The organism is Nitratireductor rhodophyticola, from assembly GCF_019891355.1.
GTDB classification, from domain to species: Bacteria; Pseudomonadota; Alphaproteobacteria; order Rhizobiales; family Rhizobiaceae; genus Nitratireductor; species Nitratireductor rhodophyticola.
Genome location: NZ_JAHSSF010000007.1, coordinates 2,501 through 5,958, shown reverse-complemented (window position 1 = coordinate 5,958; position 3,458 = coordinate 2,501). Strand labels below are relative to the sequence as shown.

Genomic DNA, 3,458 nt, shown 5'->3' with positions numbered 1-3,458 from the left:
TGGTTGCGGGGGCAGGATTTGAACCTGCGACCTTCAGGTTATGAGCCTGACGAGCTACCGGGCTGCTCCACCCCGCGTCAATGTTTCTGCGTTTTTGCCTGTTTTCATGACAAAAGGCCGCTGGTTGCGGCCTTTGTCGTTTTTGGCTTTGTTTTGAGAAGATTTCCATGCGTTTTGCAGACCTGGCAGCGACCTACTCTCCCGCGTCTTAAGACGAAGTACCATCGGCGCTGGGGCGTTTCACGGCCGTGTTCGGAAAGGGAACGGGTGCAGCCGCCCCGCCATAACCACCAGGTCGGCGAAACGCATGTAATCGAGAAGCTGGTAAAAGCGAATAGTGCGTAGCGAATGGCGAATAGAGTATGCGCCTCAAGCCTCACTGTCCGCTGGTTGACCTTCCGGTCATTGGTTTTTCTGGCTCCGGGCGAAGCCCGCAAGGCCAAGCGGCCGTCGCGCATTTTTGCGCGTGCCGTCCGCAGGATAGCGGCTTTCGCCGCGCTCATCCGCAAGGACAATTGAGATGAGCATAAGCAATGAGAATGATTCAAGCCGATCGAGTTATTAGTACCGGTAAGCTCCATGCGTTGCCGCACTTCCACACCCGGCCTATCAACGTGGTGGTCTCCCACGACTCTCAGGGAATACTCGTTTTCAGGTCGGTTTCCCGCTTAGATGCCTTCAGCGGTTATCCGTTCCGTATATAGCTACCCTGCTATGCGGCTGGCGCCACAACAGGTCCACCAGAGATACGTCCATCCCGGTCCTCTCGTACTAGGGACAGATCCTGTCAATATTCCTACACCCACGGCAGATAGGGACCGAACTGTCTCACGACGTTCTGAACCCAACTCACGTACCGCTTTAAATGGCGAACAGCCATACCCTTGGGACCTGCTCCAGCCCCAGGATGCGATGAGTCGACATCGAGGTGCCAAACAACCCCGTCGATATGGACTCTTGGGGGTCATCAGCCTGTTATCCCCGGCGTACCTTTTATCCGTTGAGCGATGGCCCTTCCACGCGGGACCACCGGATCACTATGACCGACTTTCGTCTCTGCTCGACTTGTCAGTCTTGCAGTCAGGCAGGCTTATGCCATTGCACTCAGCGAACGATTTCCGACCGTTCTGAGCCCACCATCGCGCGCCTCCGTTACTCTTTAGGAGGCGACCGCCCCAGTCAAACTACCCACCATACACTGTCCCGGATCCGGATAACGGACCGCGGTTAGACATCCATGTAGATAAGGGTGGTATTTCAAGGATGGCTCCACGCGAGCTGGCGCCCACGCTTCAAAGCCTACCACCTATCCTACACATGCCGACACGAATGCCAGTGTAAAGCTATAGTAAAGGTGCACGGGGTCTTTCCGTCTAACCGCAGGAACCCCGCATCTTCACGGGGAATTCAATTTCACTGAGTCTCTGCTGGAGACAGCGGGGAAGTCGTTACGCCATTCGTGCAGGTCGGAACTTACCCGACAAGGAATTTCGCTACCTTAGGACCGTTATAGTTACGGCCGCCGTTTACCGGGGCTTCAATTCAGAGCTTGCACTCCTCCTCTTAACCTTCCGGCACCGGGCAGGCGTCAGACCCTATACGTCGTCTTGCGACTTCGCAGAGCCCTGTGTTTTTGATAAACAGTCGCTACCCCCTGGTCTGTGCCACCCCCCTCCGGTTGCCCGAAGAAGGGTCACGCTTATCCCGAAGTTACGCGTGCATTTTGCCGAGTTCCTTCAGCAGAGTTCTCTCAAGCGCCTTGGTATACTCTACCAGTCCACCTGTGTCGGTTTCGGGTACGGTCTATATGGAGGAGCTATTTCCTGGGACCACATGGCTGCCTCTCCAATCCGATAAGGAAAGACAACGTCCGCAATCCGTCACTACCTCCAGGCCCACGAATATTAACGTGGTTCCCATCGACTACGCCTTTCGGCCTCGCCTTAGGGGCCGGCTAACCCTGCTCAGATTAACTTTAAGCAGGAACCCTTGGACTTTCGGCGAGGGGGTCTCTCACCCCCTTTATCGTTACTCATGTCAGCATTCGCACTTCCGATACCTCCAGGAGCCCTCACGGGTCTCCCTTCATCAGCCTACGGAACGCTCCGCTACCGCTTGCAAAGCAAGCCCAAAGCTTCGGTGTATGGCTTTAGCCCCGGTACATTTTCGGCGCAAAACCCCTTAATTAGACCAGTGAGCTGTTACGCTTTCTTTAAATGATGGCTGCTTCTAAGCCAACATCCTGGTTGTTTTGGGAGTCTCACATCCTTTCCCACTTAGCCATAACTTGGGGACCTTAGCTGTTGGTCAGGGTTGTTTCCCTCTCCACGACGGACGTTAGCACCCGCCGTGTGTCTGCCGACTAGTACTCCTCGGTATTCGGAGTTTGGTTAGGTTTGGTAATCCGGTGAGGACCCCTAGCCCATCCAGTGCTCTACCCCCGAGGGTATTCGGTCGACGCTCTACCTAAATAGATTTCGCGGAGAACCAGCTATTTCCGAGTTTGATTGGCCTTTCACCCCTAGCCACAAGTCATCCCGATCTATTGCAACAGATATGGGTTCGGTCCTCCAGTAAGTGTTACCTTACCTTCAACCTGCTCATGGCTAGATCACTCGGTTTCGGGTCTAATGCAACGTACTGAACGCCCTGTTAAGACTCGCTTTCGCTACGCCTACACCTACCGGCTTAAGCTTGCACGTTACATTAAGTCGCTGACCCATTATACAAAAGGTACGTGGTCATGCTTGCGCACTCCCACTGTTTGTAGGCAACCGGTTTCAGGTACTCTTTCACTCCCCTCGTCGGGGTGCTTTTCACCTTTCCCTCACGGTACTAGTTCGCTATCGGTCATGCACGAGTACTTAGGCTTGGAGGGTGGTCCCCCCATGTTCAGACAGGATTTCACGTGTCCCGCCCTACTCGAGGACTATCGTTCACATTACGCATACGGGACTGTCACCCGCTCCGGTCCAACTTTCCAGAAGGTTCTGCTTGTTAAACGATAGCCACTGGCCTGGTCCGCGTTCGCTCGCCACTACTAGCGGAGTCTCGGTTGATGTCCTTTCCTACGGGTACTTAGATGTTTCAGTTCCCCGCGTTCGCTTCTTATCCCTATGTATTCAGAATAAGATACCTTATTGCGATACTTGGAAACCAGGCGCGTCTTCGACGCGAAGCGAATAGCGAATAGTATTTAGCGAATAGAAATCCCTACTCGCTATTCGCTAATCCCTACTCGCTGCGCGCCAGCGGCGCGCCTGATTTCCCAAGTATCTAAGGTGGGTTTCCCCATTCGGATATCTACGGATCAAAGGGTATTCGCACCTCCCCGTAGCTTTTCGCAGCGTATCACGTCCTTCATCGCCTGTGCATGCCAAGGCATCCACCAATTGCCCTTAAGACACTTGATCATTCTCATTGCCAATGCTCATCCGGATTGCTCCAGACGACACTGA

General features: G+C 54.1%; 1 tRNA gene and 2 rRNA genes. All 3 read right to left on the bottom strand.

From position 1 onward, the window contains the following. Positions 1–77 (bottom strand) — tRNA-Met (locus KUG85_RS20955). Between the two features lie 103 nt (positions 78–180). Beyond that, a 5S ribosomal RNA gene (gene rrf, locus KUG85_RS20950) occupies positions 181–295 on the bottom strand. A gap of 245 nt (positions 296–540) precedes the next feature. Further along, a 23S ribosomal RNA gene (locus tag KUG85_RS20945) occupies positions 541–3,413 on the bottom strand. Positions 3,414–3,458 lie beyond the last annotated feature (45 nt).